The organism is Stutzerimonas tarimensis, from assembly GCF_042648805.1.
Taxonomy (GTDB): Bacteria; Pseudomonadota; Gammaproteobacteria; order Pseudomonadales; family Pseudomonadaceae; genus Azomonas; species Azomonas tarimensis.
In genome coordinates, this window is record NZ_JBHRXZ010000024.1 from 20,177 (window position 1) to 40,600 (window position 20,424).

At 62.0% G+C, this 20,424-nt stretch carries 20 protein-coding genes; 14 read left to right on the forward strand and 6 right to left on the reverse strand.

Translation table 11 applies throughout. The features are described 5' to 3' along the window. Nucleotides 1–34 precede the first annotated feature (34 nt). Nucleotides 35–1,189: an acyl-CoA dehydrogenase family protein gene (locus ACFOMF_RS13870; RefSeq protein WP_386365897.1), complete on the forward strand. Its 1,155-nt coding sequence runs from the start codon at nucleotides 35–37 to the stop codon at nucleotides 1,187–1,189. Between the two features lie 132 nt (nucleotides 1,190–1,321). Here the strand turns inward: ACFOMF_RS13870 and ACFOMF_RS13875 are convergent, their stop codons facing one another. Then, nucleotides 1,322–2,656: a short-chain fatty acid transporter gene (locus tag ACFOMF_RS13875; RefSeq protein WP_386365899.1), complete on the reverse strand. Its 1,335-nt coding sequence runs from the start codon at nucleotides 2,654–2,656 to the stop codon at nucleotides 1,322–1,324. A gap of 369 nt (nucleotides 2,657–3,025) precedes the next feature. Between ACFOMF_RS13875 and ACFOMF_RS13880 the strand changes: the two genes are divergently transcribed. From ACFOMF_RS13880 to ACFOMF_RS13905, 6 genes are all read left to right on the forward strand, one after another. Further along, nucleotides 3,026–3,322 (forward strand): YciI family protein, encoded by a 297-nt coding sequence (locus ACFOMF_RS13880; protein ID WP_386365900.1) that lies wholly within the window; start codon nucleotides 3,026–3,028, stop codon nucleotides 3,320–3,322. Nucleotides 3,323–3,347: 25 nt separating this feature from the next. Then, nucleotides 3,348–4,400 (forward strand): cyclase family protein, encoded by a 1,053-nt coding sequence (locus tag ACFOMF_RS13885; protein WP_386365902.1) that lies wholly within the window; start codon nucleotides 3,348–3,350, stop codon nucleotides 4,398–4,400. Between the two features lie 22 nt (nucleotides 4,401–4,422). Beyond that, the gene (locus ACFOMF_RS13890) at nucleotides 4,423–5,124 is read left to right on the forward strand and encodes an SDR family oxidoreductase (protein WP_386365904.1); all 702 of its coding nucleotides are present in this window, start codon (nucleotides 4,423–4,425) and stop codon (nucleotides 5,122–5,124) included. A 255-nt stretch (nucleotides 5,125–5,379) separates the two neighbouring features. Further along, on the forward strand, nucleotides 5,380–6,357 hold the full coding sequence (locus ACFOMF_RS13895; protein ID WP_386365906.1) for a Bug family tripartite tricarboxylate transporter substrate binding protein: 978 nt from the start codon (nucleotides 5,380–5,382) through the stop codon (nucleotides 6,355–6,357). A gap of 15 nt (nucleotides 6,358–6,372) precedes the next feature. Beyond that, nucleotides 6,373–6,876, forward strand: a complete 504-nt coding sequence (locus ACFOMF_RS13900; protein WP_386365908.1) for a tripartite tricarboxylate transporter TctB family protein — start codon at nucleotides 6,373–6,375, stop codon at nucleotides 6,874–6,876. A gap of 28 nt (nucleotides 6,877–6,904) precedes the next feature. Next, on the forward strand, nucleotides 6,905–8,386 hold the full coding sequence (locus ACFOMF_RS13905) for a tripartite tricarboxylate transporter permease (RefSeq protein ID WP_386365910.1): 1,482 nt from the start codon (nucleotides 6,905–6,907) through the stop codon (nucleotides 8,384–8,386). Between the two features lie 83 nt (nucleotides 8,387–8,469). Here the strand turns inward: ACFOMF_RS13905 and ACFOMF_RS13910 are convergent, their stop codons facing one another. Next, nucleotides 8,470–9,363, reverse strand: coding sequence for a LysR family transcriptional regulator (locus tag ACFOMF_RS13910; protein WP_386366842.1), 894 nt, complete (start codon nucleotides 9,361–9,363; stop codon nucleotides 8,470–8,472). 146 nt (nucleotides 9,364–9,509) lie between these two features. Here ACFOMF_RS13910 and ACFOMF_RS13915 point away from each other — a divergent pair, with 146 nt between their 5' ends. Genes ACFOMF_RS13915 through ACFOMF_RS13930 form a run of 4 tightly spaced genes read left to right on the forward strand, consistent with a single transcriptional unit; the run spans nucleotide 9,510 to nucleotide 13,205 of the window. Next, nucleotides 9,510–10,526 carry an LLM class oxidoreductase gene (locus ACFOMF_RS13915; protein ID WP_193681528.1) on the forward strand — a complete coding sequence of 339 codons (1,017 nt, stop codon included), beginning with the start codon at nucleotides 9,510–9,512 and terminating at the stop codon, nucleotides 10,524–10,526. 1 nt (nucleotide 10,527) lies between these two features. Then, a complete protein-coding gene (locus ACFOMF_RS13920; RefSeq protein ID WP_386365912.1) occupies nucleotides 10,528–11,328 on the forward strand; it encodes a sugar phosphate isomerase/epimerase family protein in 801 nt (266 codons plus the stop codon). A 23-nt stretch (nucleotides 11,329–11,351) separates the two neighbouring features. Further along, the gene (locus tag ACFOMF_RS13925) at nucleotides 11,352–12,161 is read left to right on the forward strand and encodes a sugar phosphate isomerase/epimerase family protein (protein WP_386365914.1); all 810 of its coding nucleotides are present in this window, start codon (nucleotides 11,352–11,354) and stop codon (nucleotides 12,159–12,161) included. A 57-nt stretch (nucleotides 12,162–12,218) separates the two neighbouring features. After that, nucleotides 12,219–13,205: an LLM class flavin-dependent oxidoreductase gene (locus tag ACFOMF_RS13930; protein WP_386365916.1), complete on the forward strand. Its 987-nt coding sequence runs from the start codon at nucleotides 12,219–12,221 to the stop codon at nucleotides 13,203–13,205. Nucleotides 13,206–13,270: 65 nt separating this feature from the next. Here ACFOMF_RS13930 and ACFOMF_RS13935 read toward each other — a convergent pair whose 3' ends face one another. Together ACFOMF_RS13935 and ACFOMF_RS13940 are read right to left on the reverse strand one after the other, a co-directional pair. Continuing rightward, nucleotides 13,271–14,065 carry an SDR family NAD(P)-dependent oxidoreductase gene (locus ACFOMF_RS13935; protein WP_386365918.1) on the reverse strand — a complete coding sequence of 265 codons (795 nt, stop codon included), beginning with the start codon at nucleotides 14,063–14,065 and terminating at the stop codon, nucleotides 13,271–13,273. A 102-nt stretch (nucleotides 14,066–14,167) separates the two neighbouring features. Further along, complete coding sequence (locus tag ACFOMF_RS13940) at nucleotides 14,168–14,524, reverse strand: putative quinol monooxygenase (protein ID WP_386365919.1); 357 nt, start codon at nucleotides 14,522–14,524, stop codon at nucleotides 14,168–14,170. 141 nt (nucleotides 14,525–14,665) lie between these two features. On the opposite strand from ACFOMF_RS13940, the gene ACFOMF_RS13945 reads away from it, so the two are divergent. Beyond that, complete coding sequence (locus tag ACFOMF_RS13945; RefSeq protein WP_386365921.1) at nucleotides 14,666–15,565, forward strand: LysR substrate-binding domain-containing protein; 900 nt, start codon at nucleotides 14,666–14,668, stop codon at nucleotides 15,563–15,565. Between the two features lie 119 nt (nucleotides 15,566–15,684). Here the strand turns inward: ACFOMF_RS13945 and ACFOMF_RS13950 are convergent, their stop codons facing one another. Beyond that, a complete protein-coding gene (locus ACFOMF_RS13950; RefSeq protein ID WP_386365923.1) occupies nucleotides 15,685–17,136 on the reverse strand; it encodes an aldehyde dehydrogenase in 1,452 nt (483 codons plus the stop codon). Nucleotides 17,137–17,566: 430 nt separating this feature from the next. Here ACFOMF_RS13950 and ACFOMF_RS13955 point away from each other — a divergent pair, with 430 nt between their 5' ends. After that, a complete protein-coding gene (locus tag ACFOMF_RS13955) occupies nucleotides 17,567–18,484 on the forward strand; it encodes a LysR family transcriptional regulator (RefSeq protein WP_386365925.1) in 918 nt (305 codons plus the stop codon). Between the two features lie 38 nt (nucleotides 18,485–18,522). Here the strand turns inward: ACFOMF_RS13955 and ACFOMF_RS13960 are convergent, their stop codons facing one another. After that, complete coding sequence (locus tag ACFOMF_RS13960; protein WP_386365927.1) at nucleotides 18,523–19,422, reverse strand: LysR family transcriptional regulator; 900 nt, start codon at nucleotides 19,420–19,422, stop codon at nucleotides 18,523–18,525. A 120-nt stretch (nucleotides 19,423–19,542) separates the two neighbouring features. Here ACFOMF_RS13960 and ACFOMF_RS13965 point away from each other — a divergent pair, with 120 nt between their 5' ends. Beyond that, nucleotides 19,543–20,364, forward strand: coding sequence for a DODA-type extradiol aromatic ring-opening family dioxygenase (locus ACFOMF_RS13965; protein ID WP_386365929.1), 822 nt, complete (start codon nucleotides 19,543–19,545; stop codon nucleotides 20,362–20,364). The last annotated feature ends 60 nt before the right edge of the window (nucleotides 20,365–20,424 follow it).

The window sequence follows — 20,424 nt, forward strand, 5'->3', positions numbered from 1 at the left end:
ACACAGGCTCACTGTCGAGCCCAGAGGAGCGCACATGATCCGAGACACCGAAACCCTGCAGATTTTGCTGGACTCCCTTCACCAGTTCGTCGACGAGGTACTGATACCTCGGGAAAACGAGGTGGCTGAAGCGGATGCGATCCCTCAGGACATCTTGGATCAGATGCGCGAAATGGGCCTGTTCGGGCTCACCATTCCCGAAGCCTACGGCGGCCTCGGCGTGACCATGGAGGAAGAGGTCAACATCGCCTTCGAACTGGGTCGCACCTCGCCGGCCTTCCGTTCCTACATTGGCACCAACAACGGTATCGGTTCCATCGGCATTCTGCTTGATGGCACTGAAGAACAGCGGCATCAGTACCTGCCGCAGTTGGCCAGCGGAGAGCTGCTCAGTTCGTTCTGCCTGACCGAGCCGGACGCCGGATCGGACGCCGGATCGTTGAAAACCACTGCCGTGCGCGATGGCGACAGCTACATACTCAACGGCACCAAACGCTTTATCACCAACGCCCCCCACGCGGGCATCTACACCGTGATGGCGCGCACCAATCCGCAGATCAAGGGCGCCTCCGGTATCAGCGCATTTATCGTCGAGCGCGGCACTCCTGGCGTAGTGCTGGGCAAGACCGACCACAAGATGGGCCACAAGGGTGCCCATACCTGCGATGTGATCTTCGACAATGCCCGTGTGCCGGCTAGCCAACTGTTAGGAGGCGTCGAAGGCGTCGGATTCAAGACCGCAATGAAGGTGCTGGATAAGGGCCGGCTGCACATTGCGGCATTGAGTGTCGGGGCAGCCGAACGCATGCTCGACGATGCCTTGCACTATGCGCTGGAACGCAAACAGTTCGGTCAACCCATTGCGGAATTCCAACTGATTCAAGCCATGCTGGCCGATAGCAAAGCCGAGATCTACGCCGCCCGCTGCATGGTGCTGGACGCTGCACGCAAGCGCGACGAAGGGAAGAATGTCAGCACCGAAGCTTCCTGCGCGAAAATGTTTTCCACCGAAATGTGCGGCCGTGTCGCTGACCGTTGCGTGCAGATCCACGGGGGCGCCGGCTACGTCAGCGAATACGCCATCGAGCGCTTCTACCGCGACGTGCGCCTGTTCCGCCTGTACGAGGGCACGACCCAGATCCAGCAGATAATCATCGCCCGCAACATGATCCGCGAAGCGCAGCGCTGATACACAGCGCAGTCGTCAGCCCTCCGGGAGGAGGTCAGCCGTGACGCTCGGCATCGCTGACGTCCCTGCGCAGGGCACGGCATGCAAAAGGGCGCCGCGGCATTGCCGGGGCGCCCCTGTCGCGACCAACGATCAGACCGAGAGATAACCCCAGATCCAGATGGTGCCGCCGAAGATGATCCCCAGGTAGCCCAGGATCAGGACCATGTAACCCATGACGTCGCGCAGCTTCAGCCTGGAGATGGCCAGCACCGGCAGGATCCAGAAAGGCTGAATCATGTTGGTCCATTGGTCGCCTACCTGCACGCCCAGCGCGGTCGCCGCGAAGGACGCGTTCAGCTCTCGGGCCGCTTCGATCACGACCGGCCCCTGCACGGCCCACTGGCCACCGCCCGAAGGTGCGAGAATGTTGATCAGCCCACCGCTGATGAACGACCAGATCGGCAACGTCTCGGCGGTGGAAATCCTCACGAACAGCTCGGCGAACGAGACCACCAGGCCCGAACCGACCAGAATGCCCATGATGCCAGCGTAGAACGGGTACTGGACGATGATCCCGGAGACGATCTTCACTCCCTCGCCCAGCGCCGCGAGGTAGCGGGCCGGTGAGGCGAAGAGCAGGATGCCAAGAAACACGAAGATGAAATTGACCGTGTTCAGGTCCAGCGAACCGCCGTCGGCGAAGTGCAGACCCACGTAGGCCATCCCCAGCAGGCCAATGGCAATGCCTACCACCTTGCTGTGGTTCATCCGGTCGGCCAGCGTCACGTCCCGCCTGCCATTCAGGCTCGGCTCGAACGGAACGGCAACGGTGGCCGGGTCGATCTCGACGATGCTCTTGGGGTCCTTCGGATGCAGCCAGGCGTTGAACAGCGGCAGGGTCGTCATCACCAAGGCCGTGGCGATCAGCAGCGGGCCACCGAAAATGGTTTCCGACAGCGGTACCAGTCCCATTCGGTCCTGCAGGAAGTGCCCTTCGGTAGCGATCAGCAAAGGCACACTTCCGGACAGGCCGATGCCGTATACCGAGAAGCCGGAAAACGCCGCCGCGATCACCAGCGGGTAATGCAGGCCGCGCACCTTGAGCGCCAGCTTCTGCGCGACGAGGCTACCGATCACCAGGCCGAACCCCCAGTTCAACCAACTGCCGATGGTGCCGACCAGCGTGGCGACGACGATGGCGGCGAACGGCGTCTGCACAGTGCCGGCAATGCGGTCGAGCAAACCATCGACCAAGGGCGTACGCGCCAGGATGTAGCCGGCCAGCAGGATCACGGTCATCTGCATGCTGAACGCCAACAGGTTCCAGAATCCGTCGCCCCAGTAGCGGGTCGCGTCGAGCGGGTTAGTGCCCTCTACCACTACCGCGAGGATCAGCGTGAGCACGGTGAGGCCAATGGCGATCACCAGCGGGTCGGGCATGTAACGATTGACGAGGCGTGTAAAGAAATCGGCCAGCGCGTTCATGGCGTCTCCTGATCATTGTTCTTGTTATCCGTCCGGACCGGTACGGTTTCTTCGTCGCCTGGCTTGCAGGCAGGGGACGCTCCACGGCTAGGCTTCGTGGCCCGCTCACTGCCTCGGCTGAAAGCAAACACGGGCGCAGAAGGCAAGGAACAGTAAGCGAGCCCGCAGGATTCGGACAATTCGTTAATCGATATACCGTTCGATTAACGAACATCTCTCCGACTACCGAATTGCTTCCGCCAACGACAGCGTATTTGATGTGTACGGCAACAACGAGCTACACGACTGCCGCTTTACCCGGCCCCGCGCCTGGAAGTCATTCCCCTGACCCAGCACCCTTCCGCTGGCACGAACCGAGGCCTGTCTGACATGCCCTACCTGATCGAAACCTTCGACAAGCCCGGCCACCAGCAACTGCGGCGCGATACGCGTGATGAACACCTGCGCTTTCTCGAGGCGAACAAGACGCTGCTGCTGGCCTGTGGCGCCAAGCTCGCCGACGACGGCGGCGACCTCGGCGGCGGCCTGTATGTGGTCGATCTCGAGACGCGCGCCGAAGCCGAACGCTTTATCGCCGAGGATCCATTCAGCCGTGTCGAACTGTTCGAACGTGTCACCATCACCCGTTGGCGCAAGGCCTACCTTGCCGGCGAGTGCTACCTATGACATTTCGCCCGCCACGGAGCGCAACATGACCAACCCTCGTTGGAAGCATCGCCCGCCGGGTTCGAACTGGGGCGATTTCGGTGTCGACGACCAGTTGGGCAGGCTGAACCTGATCACCGCCGAGAAGGTGCGCCAAGGGATCGCCGAGGTGCGTGATGGCAAGACGTTCTGTCTCAGCCTGCCGCTCGATTACCCCGGCGGCAGCCAGTTGAACGCCAATCGCCACCCACCCGTGTTGCGCCCGACACTGCGCCAGGGCAGCGTCAATTTCAATTTCCTCCTGGGCAACCTGCAGGCCGGACGGCCAGACGTCCTCAGCGACGACCTGGCAATTCTGCACCTGCAGTACTCGACCCAATGGGACAGCCTGGCCCACGTCGGCGCATTGTTCGATGTCAATGGCGACGGCGTTCCAGAACCGGTGTACTACAACGGCTTCGCCGCCGGCGAGCGGATCTGCGGCCCGCAACACCCGGACGATGCGGGCATGCAGGCGCACATGCGTCCTGAGAGTACGTCGCATGCGGGGGCGCTGGGCATCGAGCGCATGGCCGAAACCGGCGTGCAAGGCCGCGCCGCGCTGGTCGATCTGCACGCCCATCTGGGCGATACGCGGACGCTGGTCGGTTACGACACGCTGATGCGAGTACTCGAGGCCGACCGGGTCGAAATCGAGCGCGGCGACATTGTTTGCCTGCACACCGGGTTCGCCGACGCGGTCCTGGCCATGGGCAAACAGCCTGATCCGCAGACCCTGATGCAGAGCTGCGCGGTGCTTGACGGGCGCGATGAAAAGCTGCTGCAGTGGATCACCGACAGTGAACTGGCGGCCCTTGCCGCCGACAACTACGCCGTCGAGGCCTATCCGGCCGCAGGTGGTGACGCCTGTTGTGCAGCCTTGCCGCTGCACCAGCACTGTCTGTTCAAACTCGGCGTCCCTCTCGGCGAACTCTGGCACCTCGGCCCGCTGGCCTCATACCTGCGTCGCCAGGGCCGTTACCGTTTCTTCCTGACCGCCCCGCCGCTGCGGCTGCCGGGCGCCGTCGGTTCGCCGCTGACCCCGGTGGCTACCGTCTGACTTTCTGCCTGCGAGAACATTCATGAGCCTACCTAGAGTCCTGATCACCGGCGGTGCCGCCGGCATCGGCGCCGCGACTGCCGAGCGCTGCCGCCAAGACGGCTACGAGCCGATCGTCATCGACCGCGAGGGCGACGGCATTCGCGCCGACCTGTCCGACCCGGAGGCCACCGCCGAGGCGCTGCGCGAGGCCTTGTCCGGCGGCCCGATCACCCGCCTGGTCAACAATGTCGGCATGGTCTGCCCAGCGCCGGCCGACGAACAGACGCTCGCCGAGCTGGACCGGGTCATGGCGCTCAACCTGCGTTGCGCCATGCAGTGCATGCAGGCGCTGCTGCCGGGCATGAAGGAAGCCGGCTTCGGCCGCATCGTCAACATGGCCTCGCGAGCCGCGCTGGGCAAGGAACTGCGCACCGCCTATGCAGCGAGCAAGGCCGCGCTGATCGGCATGACCCGCGTATGGGCGTTGGAGCTGGGCGCACATGGCATCACCGCCAATGCGGTCGGCCCCGGCCCGATCCGTACTGAGCTATTCGATCGCGCCAACCCACCCGGCGCGGCGCGCACGCAGAAGATCATCGACTCGGTGCCGGTCAAGCGCGTCGGCACGGCCGACGATGTAGCCCACGCCGTGGCGTACCTGCTCGACGAGCGTAGCGGCTTCGTTACTGGCCAGACGCTCTATGTCTGCGGTGGAATGACGGTGGGCGTGGTCGATATATGAGCCGGAGCGCACCATCGCCAAGGTCGCGCGGCAGCATGGTTATCGCCCTCAGCTCCAAACCACAACCTCGATTACCGCACAAGTGTGCGGTAATCGAACAACATTAGCAGGCAGAGGGACCTAATCACCGTATCCATACTCTAGGATACTTAACTAACCGCTAGCAAATCATAGACCCGGTACGGGGGTTTCCCTGCTGGCGGGGCCTTCATCAGAAACACGTACGACAATAACTACAAAACGGGAATGCAATCGATGATCTCAACTTTCAAGCGCGCTCTGAGCCTGCTCGCCCTGAGTGCGACGCTACCGCTCGCGTCCGTCAGCCAGGCTGCGGATTGGCCCACCGACACCGTTCGCCTAGTGGTGCCCTACGCACCCGGCGGTACCACCGACATCCTTTCGCGCAAGGTCGCCGACCTGTTGCAGCAGCAGATCGGCAATGTGGTAGTCGAGAACCGCCCCGGCGCCGGCTCTACCATGGCCACCGGGCAGCTCGCACGTGGCGGACGCGGAGCCAACCACACGATACTGATGGCATCGCCCGGCCACACCATCGGCCCGGTGATCTACAAGAACCTGCCGTACGATCCGGTGAAGGATTTCAGATTCATCCGCAATGTCATTGATATTCCCAATGTGATGGTGGTGCCGGCCAACAGCCCCTACAACTCGGTGGAGGAATTCGTCGAAGCGGCTAAAAACCAGGAAATGACCTTCAGCTCCTCGGGCGTCGGCAGTTCGATCCATATGTCCGGCGAACTGTTCAAGACCATGACCGGCACCAAAATGACCCACGTGCCCTTCCGCGGAAGCGGCGAAGCGCTGCCGGCGCTGCTCAGCGGCGATGTCGACGTCTCGTTCGAGAACATGCCCACCGTGCTGTCCCATATCCAGTCCGGCAAACTCAAGGCCCTGGCGGTGACCTCGGCCGAGCCGTCGCCGTACCTGCCGGGCATCGAGCCGCTTTCGAAGATCGGCGCCAATTTCGGTCTTGGAGACTTCGTGACCACCGCCTGGTTTGGCCTGATCGCCGACGACCAGATGTCGGACCAGGCCATCGAGACACTGCAGACCGCGCTGGACAAGGCGATGGAAGACCAGAGCTTCAAGGACTTCGCCGCGCAGATCGGCGGTGAACCGGCCACCCAGGTAGGCGAGGCGTTCCGTGACTATGTCGAGCAGGACGTTCGGCGCTGGCAGCGTGTCGCTGGCCAGGCCGACCTGCAGTAAGCCGGAGAATAGTCCATGACCGCTGCCGCCACCGCCAGCCGCCCGCGCTGGACCAATCTCAACACCCTGCTCGGCGCGTTCTGGCTGATGGCAGCGTTGGTGTTTCTGTTCTACCTGGTGCCGAACCATATCGATGAGGCGCCCATGGTGCAGAACCCCATGCAGTCGCCGCGCTGGCTACCCAGCGTGGCTGGCTGGCTGGTTGCAGTGCTTTCGTTGGCGTTGATTCTCGAAGGTTGCCTGCGCCCACCACCGCCGTCCTCCGCGGACGACGACAGCCAATCGGCCCCGCCCTTGCGCTGGATGATGATGCTCGCTGGGCTGGGAGCCTACTGGCTGCTGTTCGAGCCACTTGGCGCCATCGCGGCCGGCATTCTCGGCACCCTGCTACTGTTTGCCGCCCACCCGGTACGCAAACCCTGGCTCTACCTGCTGGCGATCGCGCTTCCGTGGCTGGTGAGCCTGCTGTTTATTTACGTGCTGAACGTCCCGTTGCCGTCCGGCACGCTGTGGGATTGACCCACCTCCCCCTTTCGCGAGTGACCGAATGGAACACCTTTCCGAAGTCCTGAGCCTGTTCCTCAGCGTCGACAACTTCATTGCGATCGGCATCGGCGTGCTGATCGGCGTAGTGGTCGGCGCGATTCCGGGGCTGACCGCCACCATGGCCGTCGCCCTGGCGCTGCCCTTCACCTTTAGCCTTGAGCCGGTGACCGCCATCCTGCTGCTCGTAGGCATCTACAAGGGGGGCATGTACGGCGGCTCTGTCACAGCCATCCTGATCCATACCCCCGGCTCGCCTGCGGCAGCCTGTACGTTGCTCGACGGCTATCCCCTGGCACAGCAGGGCAAGGCGAAGAAGGCGCTGCAGATGGCGCTCTACTCGTCGTGCATCGCCGATGTACTGTCGAACCTGGCACTGATTCTGTTCGCCTCGTATCTTGCAAAGATCGCTCTGAACTTCGGCCCACCGGAGTTCTTCTGGCTGATCTGCTTCTCGCTGACCATCATCATTTCGATTGCCGGTGAGTCGGCAATCAAGGGCCTCATCGCTGCGGCGCTCGGGGTGATCGTCGCCTCGATCGGTATGGATGTGGTCTACGGTAGCCAGCGGCTGACCTTCGACAGCTACAACCTGATGGACCGCGTTTCCTTCGTGCCGCTGCTGATCGGCCTGTTCGCCGTGCCGGAAGTCATCGACTTCTACCTGAAGAAGGCTGCGCCGCACGTGCGCGCCGCCTCCAGTGGAGTCGGGCTGACCCTCAAGGAGCTCAAGGCGAGCTTGAAGACCATCGTTCGTGGCTCGCTCATCGGCGTGATCATCGGTGCCGTACCTGGCACCGGCGCCACTGCCGCCTCGTTCATTTCCTATAGCGAAGCCAAGCGCCGCTCGCGCAACCGCGACAACTTCGGCAAGGGTGAGCTGGAGGGTGTAGCGGCGTCCGAGTCAGGCAACAACGGGGTGGCCGGCGCGACGCTGATTCCGCTGCTGTCGCTCGGCATTCCGGGAGACGTGATCACGGCGATCATCCTTGGCGCTTTCATGATCCATGGGCTGACGCCCGGGCCGGTGCTTTTCCAGGAAAACCTGACGCTGGTCTATGCGCTGTTCTGCGGGATCATGCTGAGCTCGGCGGTGTTGCTGTTCGTCGGCCAAGGGGTGATCAAGTACTTCTCGCTGGTCGCCGATGTCCCCAAGGCCATCCTGCTGCCGATCGTGCTGATGTTCTGCGTCTACGGCTCTTTCGCGGTGAACAACAGCGTGTTCGATATCGGCTTGATGCTGCTGTTCGGGGTGGTGGGCTACATCTTCAATCGCACCGGTTTTGCCACCGCTCCCTTCCTGCTCGGCTTCATCCTCGGCCCGATGTTCGAGGACAACCTGCGGCGCACGCTGCTGATTGGCCGCGGCGACCCGATGATCTTCTTCCGTGGGCCTATTACCTGGATCTTCATCGCGCTCACCGCGCTGTCGCTGTTCTTCGCCGTTCGCCGCTACTGGCAGGAGCATATCCGCCGGGCCGTCTGAGCCGGGCGGCATACAGCGCAAGGCGGCGCCTCCATTGGGGGCAACATGATCCGCGAAGCGCAGCGCTAGTAGACGAATCTGCCTCAGCTCGAGCTGGAAGCCAGCCGCGCTGCAATAAAGTCTACAAAGGCTTTGATTTTGGGCAGCGGCTGGCGGCTGGAGGGCCACAGAATGCTGAGCGTACGTCGGTCCCGGATATGGCCATCCAACAACGGGACCAGCCGCCGCTGCTCGATGGCCTCGGCTACGATGAAGTCCGGCAGGCAGGCAATGCCCTGCCCGGCTTCAGCCATCGCCAGCAGCGGGTCCACCGCATTGGTGACGGCGGTCTGCGGGAGATCCAGATTCAAGTATTTGTCGCCGGCGAACAGGGGCCAGGCGTCCAGCTTGCCGCTGGACGGGTAGCGGTAGTGAAGGCAGGCATGCGCTGCCAGGTCTGCAGGGACCGTGGGCTCGCCACGGCGCGCGAGGTAGTCCGGCGTGGCGACCAACCGATGGCTGAAGCCATTGAGCCTGCGCATCATCAAGCGGGAATCCTGCACTTCGCCGATGCGCATCACCGCATCGAAGCCTTCCTCGATGACATTAACCAGGCGGTCGCTGAAATCCAATTCCAGTTCTACCGCGGGATACGCCTGTTGGAAGGCGATCAGATGCGGCATCAAGCGCATGCCCAGTTGCGGCAGGCTGATGCGCAGCTTGCCCTGGGGATTGCCGGCTGCTTGAGTCAGTTCGCGCTCAGCCACTTCCAGCTCGGCAAAGATGCGGTGGCAGCGCTCGAGGAACAAGGCGCCCTCGGCCGTGAGGGTGATCGCCCGGGTCGAGCGATGAAAAAGCCGCACCCCGAGGCGTTCCTCGAGACGGGTCACGGCCTTGCCGATGGCCGATGAAGACAGCTCCAGCCGCCGCCCGGCCTCGGTGAAGCTTCGCGCTTCGGCCGCATGAACAAAGGCGGACAGCGCACCGAGCTGGTCCATCTTGGCGCTCATGGTTTACATCCTTTTGTTCCTCAATGTTTGGAATTCTAGCTTATTTTTCTTTTCTGCCTAGCCGCCTATAGTCCCCGGCATCCTGATCCGCGGCCGCGTTACCGTGGGTCGCTCGTTCTTCTTGCGAGGTTTCCATGCCGTCCACCGCTTCCTATCCAGCATTACCCAAGGAGCTTGCCGAACACCGCGGGTATGCCCGCGTGTTCCAACCCGGGCACCTCACCTTCGGTTTCATCGCGCCACTGGAAAGCTACCCCGACAGCCCCGGTCCCACCCTGGCGGATCATGGCGCCATGGCGCGCAAGGTCGACCAGGCCGGCTTTTCGGCCATCTGGCTGCGGGACGTGCCGTTCTACGATCCCAACTTCGGTGACGTCGGCCAGATAATCGACCCGATGGTGTATGCCGGTTACCTGGCCGCCATCACGGAAAACATCGCCATCGGCACCGCCGGCATCGTTCTACCACTGCGCGACCCCTTGATTGTCGCCAAGCAGGCCGCCAGCGTGGACCAGTTACTGGGTGGCCGTTTCATTCTCGGCCTGGCCACTGGCGATCGCCCGATCGAATACCCGGCATTCGGCAGTGATTTCGATAACCGCGCCGAGCGCTTCCGCGATGCCCTGGCGGTGGTGCGTGCCGCCACCGAGCGCGCCTGGCCCGTTCATGGCTCGGCCTACTACGGTGAACTGACCGGCAACCTGGACCTGGTACCGAAGCCCGCGGCGCCGCGCCTGCCGACGGTGGTGGTCGGCATGGCGGGCCAGACCATGGAGTGGATCGCGCAGAACACCGACGGCGTGCTGTGGTACCTCACCGATCCGGCGAAGATTCCCGACATCGTCAACCGCTGGCACCTGGCAAGCCAGGGGCAACCCTTCAAGCCCTACGGCTACGGCACCTTCTTCGATCTGGACGCCGACCCTGACCTGCCCCTGCAACCCGGCCGCGTGATGCGGGCCGGGCGCAACACCCTGATCGACCTGTGGCGTCGCCAGCAGGACCAGGGCGTCGCGCATGTAGCCTTGAACTTCAAGCCGCAGCGCCGCCCCGCCTCAGAGGTGATCGACGAGATGGGCGAGTACATCCTGCCGCATTTCCCCAGCCTGGCGCCGTCCCTGACGCCCCCATCCGCACAACGGAGTCGTTGACATGCCACATGCAGCTCACGCCATGGATTTCATTTTCCAGACCAAGCTCGGCACCTACCCACTGGCGGTGCAGTGCGAAATGCTCGCCGAACTGGGGTACCAGGGCATGACCGTTTCGTCCTGGAGTCCGGAGCTCAACGAGCTGCCGAAGGTCAAGGCGGATTGGGGCCTCGATGTCGGCGGCATCTATGCCATCTACCGCCAAGGGCTGGAGGACTGGCTTGTCACGCTGTTCGAATCCATCGAAGGCTGCAGCACCATCGAACTGGCCCTGCATTCCGGCGACAAGGTTCAGCAGCAGGACCTCCGGATGCTCGAGCGCTTGCTGCCGATCTGCGAGCGTCGCGACCTGCAGATCGCGCTGTACCCCCATATCCGCTACGGCATGCAGACCACTACCGAAGCGGTGCAGCTGTGCAAGCGCTTCGACCACTCGCGCCTGGGCATCGTGTTCAATGGTTATCACTGGTTCGCCACCCAGGAAGGCGAGCTGGAACAGCGGCTGGACGCACTTTGGCCATGGCTTAAACAGGTGAACATCGCCGGCTGCCGGCTCTCGCCGTTGGGCTGGGGTGGCGCGGCGACCATAGAGCCGCTCGATGAAGGTGAAATGGACAATTTCGTGCTGCTTGGCGCGCTCGAACGTCGCGGATATACCGGGCATGTCGGCTTCCTCGGCTGGGAAAGCATGGGCGGCGATGTGCATGGCAACCTTCATCGCTCCCTCACCGCCTTCCGTTCCATGGAGCAGCGCCTGGCGCGCAATCCTCATTGGGCGCTGATGACGGATTTCCCCCGTTGAAGACCGCAGCAATGGATACGCCGATGAGAAACCCCATCCATGCCCTGGACTCGTTCTTCTACACCTCCATGGGCGTCTACAGCTTCCAGGCCCAATGCGAGATGGTCGCGGAGATAGGCTACGACGCCATCACCGTCGCCGCCTGGGGCGGGCAGCCGCTGACCGATCTATCGCAACTGAAGCACGTCAAGGCCAAGCATGGCCTGGATATCGCAGCGCTGTACCTGGTACTGCATGAAGGGCGCAACGATGATGTGGTTCGGCGACTCGTCGAGTCCGTCGAGGGCGTGAAGCTGATCGAACTGGCGGTGCAGACGTCTGTCAACGGCGTGCCGGCGATTCTGAAGGTGATCGACAGCTTGTTGCCCATCGTCGAGCGCCGCGGCCTGCGATTGGCCCTCTACCCGCATCGCAACCACATCACGCAAACCACCTCCCAGGTCGTGGAGCTGTGCAACTACTACAGCCACCCGCAGCTGGGCGCAGTGTTCAACGGATACCACTGGTACGCCAGTCAGGAAGGTGATCTGCAGGGCCGGCTGGATGCCATGCGCCCTTGGTTGATGCAGGTCACCACCTCAGGTTCGGCGCTCTCGCCGCTGGGCTGGGGCGGCGTGGCCACCATGGAGCCGCCCGATCGTGGCGAGCTGGACAATTTCGCCCTGCTCGGCGCCTTGGCACGCATGGGCTACACCGGGCGAATCGGCGTGCTCGGCTGGGATTACGGCGGCGACGTCTACCTGAAACTGCAGCGTTCCCTGCATGCCATGCACGGTATCCAGCAGCGCCTGGCGACTCACCCGAGCTGGGCGAACCTCCCGCTCAAGCGTTAACCCTGGGACGGCGCTGCGATTGACGCAGCCCTCGCGCTTTATCCAACTGGAGTTCTTATGACCGCACTGTCCGTGCTTGACCTCATGATGATCGGCGAAGGCAAAGGCTTCGCCGATACCCTTGAAGACGCTCGTCGACTGGCCCGCCATGTCGAACAGCATGGCTACAACCGCTACTGGATCGCCGAGCACCATGATCTGCCCGGCATCGGTTCGATGGCCACGCCGCTGATCATTCAACACCTGGCCGCCTCGACCAGCACGCTGCGCGTGGGCGCGGGCGGCGTGATGCTGCCCAATCACTCGCCGCTGATCGTGGCCGAACAGTTTGGCACCTTGCATACGTTATTCCCTGGCCGCATCGACCTTGGCGTCGGACGCGCACCGGGCGGTGGCGGCCCGACCGTACGCGCCATTCGTGGCATCAGCCAGGAGCGGGACTTCCCCCAGGACGTGCAGCGGGTGCTCGATTACCTGGAGGACAATGGCAAGGAACCGGTACGCGCGCTGCCGGGTCGGCACGATGTGCCGGTCTGGGTATTGGGCTCGAGTTTGCAAGGCGCTGATCTGGCTGCGCGGATGGGCCTGCCGTACGCCTTTGCCTCACACTTCGCCCCGCAGATGCTGATGCACGCACTGGCGCATTACCGGGACAATTTCCGCCCTTCCGTTTACCTGGACAAGCCCTACGCCATGGCGGGGGTCAACGTGATTGCCGCCGATACCCACGCCGAGGCGCAGTACCTGGCCAGTTCCCATCAGCAATGGGTAGTGAAACTGCACGCCGGCCGTCCAGGGTTGCTGCCGGCTCCGGAAGAAGGCTACCTGGCAACGGTCACGCCCATGGATCGACAGGGACTGGATCAGGCCATGGCCTGTACCGCTATCGGTGACAAGCAGGAAGTCGGCGCCTGGCTGCGGCAGTTCATCGCCACCACCGGCGCGGACGAACTGATGATCGATGCGCGCATCTACGATCCGGTCGCGCGTTGCCGCTCCTATCAACTGGCGGCGGAGTCGATTGAAGACCTGTTGACTCGCTGACGGCCCTGCGGAGGCGCGGCCTAAAAGGTCGTCCTCCGCAGCGCCCATAGCCGCCTGGCAAGGCGTCAGAGGATATCGTCCACTACCCCACCATCGACCCGCAGTGCGGCGCCGCTGGTGGCAGACGCTTGGATGGAGCAGACGTAGACGACCATGTTGGCGACTTCGTCCACCGTTGCCGCGCGCTGTATCAACGAGGTCGGACGGTGGCTCATCACGAACTCCGCCGCGACCGCCTCCAGCGTCTTGCCGGTTCGAGCGCGCTCTTCCTCGAGCATCTCGGCCAGCCCGTCCGAGAGCGTGGGGCCCGGCAATACGCTGTTGACCGTTACGCCGCTGCCCGCCAAGCGCTTGGCCAAGCCACGCGACAACGACAGTTGCGCGGTCTTGGTCACGCCGTAATGAACCATATCGGCAGGCACGTTCCGGGCTGACTCCGAGGATATGAACACCACCCTGCCCCACCCCCGCTCGACCATGGCCGGGACCAGTGCGCGGCTGAGCCGTACGCCGGACATCACGTTGGTCTGCCAGTGGCCATCCCAGCAGTCGTCATCGGCTTCGAAGAAATCTGCCAAACCATAGATCCCGGCGTTGTTGACCAGAATATCGACCGGAGGCAGCGCTGCCGTGAGAACGCCCACGCCCTCTGCGCTGCCAATATCTGCCGCGATACCGCTGAGTTTGGCCTGCGGCGCCGCCTCGCGCAGGCGCGCCAGCGCCTTTTCAACCGAGCTGTCGCTACGGCCGTTGATGATGATCTCGGCGCCCGCCAGCGCCAGACCCTTGGCGATGGCAAAGCCGATGCCGCCAGTGGAGGCGGTAACCAGCGCGGTCTTGCCTGAAAGATTGATATGCATGCTCGCTCCCCTGTAGCGCCGGCTATTGCCCGGCAGGTCGGTTCGACTCTATCGATGGCCTCGCAGCCGGCGGACCATCCGCCGACTGCCTGAACCACCGTCTCAGGTGCGGGTAAAGCCATCGAACGAGTTCATGTAGACCGCCCCGAAGGCGTCCAGGTGCTTACGGGTGGGCTCGTCCGGGCTGCCATAAACCAGAAGGCTGGTGATCGTCACCAGTTCGAGAAACTTCTCGCCGAACGGCGCGAAGGTCTGCTCGATATGGCTGACCACCGCGTCCGCTCGGTAGCGCTCGATGATGTGCACAACCGTGTGGTCGTCGTTGACGCTGTATTCGTACATCAGCGTGCCCGGCTCCTGGCTGGTCGCGGCCACGATTTCGGCAACCAGTCGCTTGAACGCCGGGAAGTTTTCCGGCGCCAGGCTGAGGGTAAAGATGTTGATGACTTCGTCTTTCATGGTTTGTCCTCTGTCGTGAATAAGCCAACGCCTGTCACGAGCGCGCGGCTGGGCTGGACGTCATGCTAAGGTAGACCCTCACGCTGATAAACAGCCTGTAGATCACAGATAGGTAGCCTTCATGGCTACCAGGAAGCTGCAATGACTTCAGAAGACTCGTTCAGCGGCATCCACATTTTTCTGGCCACCGCTCGTTCCGCGACCTTCACCGAGGCAGCCGAGCGGTTGGGCCTCTCCAAGTCCGCCGTGGGCAAGGCGATCGCCCGTCTGGAAGCCAGGGTTGGCGCCAGCCTGTTCTATCGGTCGACGAGACGACTCTCCCTTTCCCCCGACGGCGAAGCCTACTTCACGGTATGGTCCGCTGCCCTGGAGGAGATCAAGGCCACCGAGAGCAACCTCGGCAACAAGCTCGGCGTGCCGGCGGGGCGCCTGCGCGTGGATATGCCGGTAGCCTTCGGTAAACAGGTGGTATTGCCGATTCTGCTGGACATGAGCAAACGCTTCCCACAGCTGCAACTGACCCTGACCTTCAGCGACCAGCTGGTGGACCTGACCGAAGAAGGCATCGATCTGGCCATTCGCTTTGGCAGCGTCGACAGCGTGCCCGGCTTGGTCGCCAGACGCCTTACCGCACACCGATGGGTAACCTGTGCGTCGCCGGGTTACCTGGAACAAAACGGCACGCCCTTGACGCTGGAAGACATGACCCGGCATCGCGGCATCGTGGGCTATCGCCGCGGCAGTCTGATGCCGTGGAAAATGACCAAGGACGGGCAAGCCGTGAAGTTCTCGCCGCCGCCGACATACCAGTTCGACGACGCGGAAGCCATGATCGAGGCCACCCGAGCGGGGCTCGGGATCTGCCAGATGCCGTTATGCCTGTTTGAAAAAGATATCGAAACGCAGGCGGTCGTGCCGCTGCTCGAACTCTTCGAGCCCGCCCCGGTAGAAGTTCATGCCCTGTGGTCCAAGAGCAATCACCTGCGGCCTAAAATTCGTTATCTGGTTGATGAACTATTGAAGCTGCATGGCCAGGTGTAAAAAACGCGCCCGCCATCGCACAAGCGTTGATTGACAGTCGTTTGAAGTAACTCAGCATAATTGCGAAGGCGCCAAACGACCATCGGCTGACTCACGCTCCAGTTATACCAACCATGACGTCAGAACGGGTAAGGCTGGTCAGACTGCTCGACCGTGACCCATTTGACTTCAGTGAACTCGTCGATCACGGCGCTGCCATCGAAGCGACCGTATCCACTCTTTTTCATCCCGCCGTAGGGGGCCTGGGGCTCGTTTTGTACAGTGGCGCCGTTGATATGAACGCAGCCGGCATCCAGACGATTGGCCAGTTCCAACGCACGTGTCACATTGGCACTGAAGATCGAAGCGGACAGGCCGTAAGCGGTGTCATTGGCAGTCTCCAGCGCCTGCTCGGCCCCCTTGACGCGTATGACCGTGGTGACCGGACCAAAAGTCTCTTCATCATAAATCGCCATGTCACGGCGGACATGATCGACCAGGGTTGGCCCCATCAGAGCACTTTCGGCGAGGCCACCTGCGACGATCTTTGCGCCTTTACCGATTGCATCGTCCAGCAGCTGATTGATCCGCTGCGCTGAGCCCTGAGAGATCATCGGGCCGACGATACACGAGGGGCTGGACATCGGGTTGCCCACCTCAAGTTGGCCGATGCGCTCAGCAAATCTTGTGACGAACGCATCTGCCACCGTCTCGTCGACTACAAATCGCTCGGTCGACATGCAGATCTGACCCTGATAGAGGAAGGAGCCGAAGACGGCAGCGTTTACTGCACCCTCGATATCCGCGTCGTCTAGAACGACAAACGGAGCCTTCCCTCCCAGCTCCAGCAGACAACGCTTGAGATGGCTGGCACAGGTCTCGGCGATCATGCGCCCGACGTGCGTGGAGCCGGTGAAGTTCACTCGACGCACAGTATCGTGGGCGACGAGCACCTCGGTCACGGCCGCAGCGTCCTCGGGCGCGGTGATCAGAAAGTTCAAGACGCCCTCCGGCAGGCCAGCCTCGATGAATGCATCGATGAGCAGTGCATGGGTGCGGGGACTGTTTTCGGAGCCCTTGAAGATCACCGTATTCCCGCAGGCGAGCGGATAGGCAATGGCGCGCGCACCAAGAATGACCGGACCATTCCACGGGACAATGCTTAATACGCTCCCGACTGGCTGTCGCAGTGTCATCGACAACGTCCCAGGCTTGTCGGTGGGGATGGTCTCTCCCTTGATTTGCGTGGTGAGCGCCGCCGCTTCGCGTATCAGGTTTGCCGATGCGGCCACATTGAACTGACTCCAGAGTTGCGAGGCGCCGATTTCCTCGGCCATGACCTGGCAAATGTCCGCCATCTTGGCTTCCAGTGCGTCAGCTGCAGCGAGCAGGAGACGGCGGCGCTCGGTCGGCCCGGTCCTGGACCACCCACGAAACGCGCGCGCGGAAGAATTGGCCAGCCGTTTCGCATCCTCGACAGAACAGGCTGCGGCGGTACTCACTACCTTGGAGGTAACCGGATCGATGCGCTGGACCGTCTTGCCTCCCAGTGCGCCCTGCTTAGCATTGTCAATCAACAGTTGTGCATTCATGTTCATACCTCCGATAGATTACTTGATCGAGCATCGCCGCCGCTTGGCCAGCGGACTCAATGTGAGATTCTTGAGCGGGCTTGCAGCATCCGGGGAACTATCAGGACGTGTGCCGATGAGCGCCGCTGATTTGGCGGTCATGGGCAAACGAACCCTGGGTATCGCCCCCAGAGAATGATCGCCAGGGGGCAAGCTGTCAGCGTGCAGGCCATGCACGAGCAGGGCACCGCTCAGATGCCGGGGCCAAGGCAACACCGGTAATCTCGACACCGGCAATTCCGCTACGCAGGCCAGATTCTTTCACGATTCTGGGTGCCCCATGATTCATATGCTTTGAGTCCGACGGATGATGGGCGATACAGCAATATTGATAAATGCACTAATCAGAATAGACAATATTCTCGTTGTGAATGAATCTGGAGACTCACCCATGAACCTGCGGGATATCGACCTGAATCTGATGGTCGTTTTCAATCAGTTACTTATCGATCGCAGGGTTTCTATCGCGGCTGACAACCTAGGGCTGACGCAGCCCGCCATGAGTAACGCGCTCAAACGCCTGCGCAGCACCTTGAACGATGAGCTGTTCGTGCGAACCCATCAAGGAATGGAACCTACCCCCTACGCGCAACAGCTGGCCGAACCTGTGGCGCTCGCGATCCAGACATTAGGCGACGCTTTTCGTCGGGAAGACCAATTTGACCCAGCGACTGCCGCCAGGACCTTCACAATCGCGATGACCGACATTGGCGAGATCTATTTCCTGCCACCGCTCATGGAAGCCTTGGCAGTACGAGCACCTCTCTGCACCGTCAGTACCGTTCGAGGAAATGCGGTAAATCTCGCCGAATTGCTTCAGAGCGGTGCTGTGGATCTGGCGGTCGGCCTGCTCCCATATTTACAGGCAGGCTTTTTTCAACGGAGGCTTTTCGAGCATCGCTACGTTTGCCTGTGCCGCCGCGGGCATCCTGTTACGCTGCAACCGCTCTCTCTCGCGTCCTTTTGCCAGTGGGATCATGTTCGTGTGATTGCCTCAAACACAGGGCACGGAGAGGCGGATTCTTACATGCAGAGGGCGAACATCGAACGAAGGATAAAGCTGGAGGTTCCCCATTTTGTGGCAGTGGGGCACATACTGCAGCACAGCGATATGCTCGCTACAGTTCCGCAACGGTTTGCCGACAGCTGCGTAGCGCCATTTGACCTGGTTTCCACGCCCCTCCCCTTTGAGCTGCCAGAGATCAACATCAATCTCTTCTGGCACGCCAAATTCAACAAGGATCCAACCAATCGCTGGTTGAGAGCGCTAATGGTCGAGCTGTTCTCTGACGAACCCACAGGGCAGTAGCGAAGCTGGGAGCAGGCTTTTGTGAAACATGCAGACAGTCAATCGCCCCAGTCGACTTCCGCGAATCGCTCCACCAGATAGTTGACCATCGCGCGCACCTTGGACGCGAGATGCTTGCGAGACGGGTAGACAGCGTAGATTCCCAGCTCCACAGCGCGGTAGCCAGGCAGCAGCTCAACCAGGTCCCCTCGATGGATATCCTGATGGAGCATGAAGCTTGGCTGGAGCAGGATGCCGCCACCGGCCAGGGCTATCGAGCGGCAGGTGTCGCCGTTGTTGCAGCGCACCACAGAGCGTGTCTCCACCGTCACATCGCCCTGAGGTCCGGTAAAGCTCCACTCGTTCCGCGTCGCGAGATTGCTGTAAGCGATCACCTTGTGCCTTGCCAGATCCCCTGGTGTGGCCAGCGGCGCATGCTCGGCCAGGTAGCTTGGCGCGGCGCAAAGGCGCATCCGCGTGCTGGCGAGACGACGTCCTATGAGCGAGGAGCTTTCCAGGCGGGCGATCCGCACCGCCATGTCATACCCCTCCTCAACCAGATCAACCACTCGGTCATTGAGGTTGAGGTCCAGCTCCACCTTGGGATACCGCCTCAGGAAGTCCGCCCAGAGTGGCGCCAGGTGCTCCACCCCGAAGCTGACAGGCGCATTGATGCGCAGCACACCGGTAGGCTCCTGGGCTCCCGATGCCACAGCGCCCTCAGCCACTTCCATCAGCCCCAGTATTTCCCGTGCCTGCTGATAGAACAGCCGTCCCTCCTCCGTGAGGGAGATACGACGAGTCGTGCGTTGCAGGAGCCGAGCCCCCAGGCGAGCTTCCAGTGCATTGACGTAGCGGGACACCGCGGCCTTGGACATCTCAAGCGCATCGACCGCAGCCGTGAAACTGCCCTTTTCCACGACCGTGCAGAACACTTGCATCTCCAGCGCCCTGTCCATTTTGTCTCACTTATCGGAACTATTAATTACAATATAAGCAGTTTATCTCAACAAATGGATCCACAAGAATATCTATGCCCCGACCTGGGTCCACGAAGAACCAGCACCTGAGGTTGAACCATGAGCACTACCTATCCCGTTCTATTCGTCTCCCACGGAGCCCCTACCTTTGCCATCGAACCGGGCTTGGCCGGCGCGAAGCTGGCGGCTCTGGGTAAAGCGTTACCCCGCCCCACAGCGATTGTGGTGGTATCCCCTCATTGGATGACGCGCACAACAGTGCGCATCGGCGCCGGCGACAACCCGGAAACCATCCATGACTTCGGTGGATTTCCGGAGGCCCTTTACCGGCTGGACTATCCAGCACCCGGCCAACCTGAACTGGCATCGCGAATTCAAGGGCTGCTGACTACTGCCGGGTGGCCGGCGGAGGTCGACACCCAGCGCGGCCTGGACCACGGGGCGTGGGTGCCCCTGCTCCACCTGTTGCCCGAGGCTGACGTACCGGTTGTGCAGGTATCTCTGCCGACACCGCTTGACCCCGCGGGGGCGTTGCGTCTAGGCCAGGCACTGCAACCGCTGCGCGAATCCGGTGTGCTGATCGTTGGCTCCGGAAGCCTTACTCACAACCTGTATGAGTTTCGAGCCGGCCATGCGCCCACCGCAGAATATGTCACAGACTTTTCCGACTGGATCGCGGAAAAGCTCCGGGAAAGAGAGATCGAATCCTTACTGGATTATCGACGCCTTGCACCCGAGGCCGCTCGAGCACACCCCAGCGAAGACCATCTGCTCCCGCTGTTCGTGGCGCTTGGCGCTGCAGGCGAGGCTTATGCCATGCAACTCATGGAAGGGGGCGTGACGTACGGCGTTCTGGCAATGGACAGCTATCTGTTCGGAATTCCAGCAACCCTTGAACTGACGAAAACGGTAACCGAATGAACTCCGAGGCCCCTGGTAGCAGCACCATCGACCACCACGCCCGGTGCGGCGTGGTGGCCG